The organism is Calditrichota bacterium (assembly GCA_013151735.1).
Classification (GTDB): domain Bacteria; phylum Zhuqueibacterota; class JdFR-76; order JdFR-76; family BMS3Abin05; genus BMS3Abin05.
Genome location: JAADHR010000222.1, coordinates 1 through 3,481, shown reverse-complemented (window position 1 = coordinate 3,481; position 3,481 = coordinate 1). Strand labels below are relative to the sequence as shown.

Below are 3,481 nucleotides of genomic sequence, written 5' to 3'. Positions count from 1 at the left end.
TCTCCTTTTAATAAAATTCACGGCCATGCATGAAATTTCCTTGGATGGTCTATTTTACATAACTTCAATGAAAAAGTCAAGTTGAAATTGTTGTCGTTTCCAAATGGATGATTTTTTTCAAAGGGGAACGTTTGGGTATGTTTCTTTTTTTACAGGGGTCGCGGGAATGCTCGTTTTATTTTCAATAGTGGAGTTGGATGCAATTTGTTCCTGAAAATTCAAGAAATTCGCGGATAAAGATTTTCACCGAGCCGAGGCAGTTCGGAAAAATCACTGCCTTCCCTTTTAATCGGTCAAATTTCCGGCTGATCGCCAAAGAGCCACATGGGGCCGCCGGCCGGAACCTTTCCCACAATCGAGAAGGCCTTCTCCGGAAAAATCAGGTGGTGACTAAAGGCCTCTTCCAGAACAGGGCGCGGAATGGGCTTGAGGAAAAAAGCAACCGTTCCGTTTTCGTCCCGCGCCGATCGCCAGGCATCCTCGGGCTCGATTTCCGTGTCCAGATCGGGATGCTCCCGGGTTATTTCGTGGGACCGTAACAGACGGTTTAGCACATGGACCGGCACGGGAGTGCTCGTTGTTTTTTTAATGCTGTCCAGAAAAGCGGGTTTGGGCTCCAGCAGATAGAATTTGCTGCCCTCTGTGGCGGCGATGGCGTAAAGGTTTTCATTTGACTGGAAAGCCTCCCAGAGGGTGTGAAAAGAGTCAAAGGCAGTGACTGTCATACGATCGAAAAAGCTTTCCAGAAAATCGTCGGATCGATGCCGAATTAAGCGGTGAATGGGGTCAATCCGGAAATCGGGATCGTAGAGATTGACCAGGGCAGCCATCAGCCAGCGGGCGGATGGAATGTGGGGGAGTTCCCGGGCCGTCATTTTTGCGGCGCGGGTACGGTGATTGCCATCGCCAACCGTAAAGATTTTGTCCCGAAAATAGTCCTGAATTGTCGCCAGCAGTTTTGGCTCCGAAAACCCAAACAGATCGTACCGATAGCCCGGGTAGTAGGTGCAATTCCGAATCAGAGAGTGGGCGGAACTGAGATTTTTTTTGAACAATTGATTTAAAAAATTTTCCGGATCACTGTAAACCATCATCACCTGCCCGACGTCGGCCAGAATGGCTTCGCGCAGCTTTTTCCGGTTGATGGCTTTTTTTTCAAAGGTTTCCTCCGACGGGAAAATCCGGTGGAAACCGGGTTGGTAGGTTTCGTCCGGAGAGACAAAACGATTCAGATCCAGCAAAACAACGACCTCATCCCGAGAGAATCCACCTTTGTCCGGAAAGTGGTTTTGCGCAAATAAAAATTGTGGTCTGTTTTCCTGTCGCAGTAAATCGGGAAGGGTTTTGTAGCGTTGAAATTCATTTGCCGCTTCACGGGCCGAATCCGCCTGAATAATTTTGGCAATGGTTGGTCCCGGACTGGCTTTTCGCTTTTCCCAGCGATCCGTATTGAGGAAAATATCCCAGGCAAAAAACATGAACTGGTTGGCATATTGGGGAGAAGGATAGGTAACCGGAAACGGTCGCACAATGGCGTCTTCACGGGTCATTTTAGTATCAGCCTTTTTGGTTTCTTTAAAATGTCGCAAAATTTTAAATGTCTAAAATAGCGAAAAAAAATCTAAATAACAACCCAAATTTTGTAAAACTTTTGAAAAAAATTTCCGTAAAATGAGAAATAAAGTTCAAAACGTGCTTGATTCTATTCTCAAAAAAGTGTAAATTAGGACAAACGTTTTCAGGATTACGTATCGTTATTTAATGCGGTGGTTCAGTCCTAAAATTTCATCACGGGGATGTCGGTACACCCGAAAAAGATTCGTGCTTTCATTTCCTGCAAATACCGTAGCCGCAATTGCCTGCAGGATCGTCTCGATTCGTCCGCTGAAGCGGACGCTCGACAACCGGAGAAGGGCTTCGGCACGAATGCCAAAACCCTAAAAAGAACTCCGACCGCCGAGCTTGTAGTCGCAGGCTTTACGTCTGCGAATCATGAAAAAAACTTAAAAAGCGCTGTTATCTCCCGAAACCTGTAGCCGCAGGCTTTATGCCTGCGGAGTGCTCGGCTGGTTGCCGGTCCCGGACACACCGTGTTCTGCTTTAAACGGACGAGCCTGCACCGGGGTTCAAATAAAAATTCTTCAAAAAACAAAAAAACAGGAGGCTGTACAATGAAACAGATTTACAGACATATTCTTTTGCTGGCGGTAATCTTTGCCCTGCTCATGGGGTGTTCCCAAAAGAAGAAAACCGTTCCGTCCGTTCCACCGGCTGAAACCTTGGGCCAGGCTCCCAATCCGGTGACGGTCCTATATTTGAAGGGGTCCTACCACGAAATGGGGGTTGAGTACGGACAGCAAGCATCAGATGCCATTCAGTACCTGGTGAATAAGTTGGATTCCGTAACGGCGGCCATGGGCATTACACAGGATAAAATTATGCAGGCCTACGCCGCGATGGAACCCTTCATTCCGAAAAAATACAAAGACGAAATGGCCGGATTAGCCGAAGGATCGGGGGTTCCGCTGGAAAAAATCCACATGCTTCACGCTATTCCCGATCTTTCCGAATACCATTGCACCTTTTTTGTTGCCTGGGATAAGGCCACAAAGGATCACGACCTCTACCAGATTCGGGCGCTGGATTACGCTATGAATGCCCATTTTCAGGATCACCCGGCTCTGATTGTGTACAAGCCCGACAGCGCCAATGCCTTTGTAGACGTCGGATGGCTGGGATTTATTGGTGTCGTTTCGGGCATGAATGACCAGCAACTTGCGGTGAGTGAAATCGGGGAAAATTTCGGGCCGGAGCACGAAACCCTCCAGGGAGAACCCATGCCGTTTGTATTACGGGATGTCCTTGAGCAGGCCAAAACCGTGGAAGAGGGAATTGACATCATCAAAAAGGCCAAACGCACCAGTTCCTTCCTGTATGCCATTGGCAGCGGAAAACAAAAATACGGCCGAGCCCTGAAAACCGCCAAAGATATTTTTGAGGTTTATGACGACACGTCACTCCCCAAACCAGTACCGCATTTAAAGGACATTGTTTATTTTTCCATGGGATGTGATTGGGATCGGACCACGCCGGGTAAATATAACGTGAAAACGTACAATTTTCTAAAATCTCACTGGGGACAAATTGACGAACAAGTGGCCAAAGATTTGATGCACACGGTAGGAACCGGTGATTTGCATGCAGTTGTGTACCGGCCGTCCACGCTGGATATTTGGGTCGCCAATGCCGGGATTGACCGCACACCGGCGTACAACCGGGAGTACGTGCATCTGAATTTGAAAGAGGCTCTGGCAAAGTTTACAAAATAGGAGAGAGGTTACGCCGAAGGGGGCGTCTCGGTACGTCCGCCAAGGCGGACACTCGACAACCGGGGAAGGGCTGTCATAAAATAGCTAAAACACGGAGAGAGGTATCCGGTCACCGAGTGATCGGCCAGAAGGCGGATCGTATCGAAGTGAAC

At 48.2% G+C, this 3,481-nt stretch carries 2 protein-coding genes; one reads left to right on the top strand and one right to left on the bottom strand.

Translation table 11 applies throughout. From position 1 onward, the window contains the following. Positions 1-293: 293 nt before the first annotated feature. Positions 294-1,550, bottom strand: a complete 1,257-nt coding sequence (locus tag GXO76_15960) for a DUF1015 domain-containing protein (protein NOY79348.1) — start codon at positions 1,548-1,550, stop codon at positions 294-296. Positions 1,551-2,171: 621 nt separating this feature from the next. On the opposite strand from GXO76_15960, the gene GXO76_15955 reads away from it, so the two are divergent. After that, positions 2,172-3,329 (top strand): hypothetical protein, encoded by a 1,158-nt coding sequence (locus GXO76_15955; GenBank protein ID NOY79347.1) that lies wholly within the window; start codon positions 2,172-2,174, stop codon positions 3,327-3,329. Positions 3,330-3,481 lie beyond the last annotated feature (152 nt).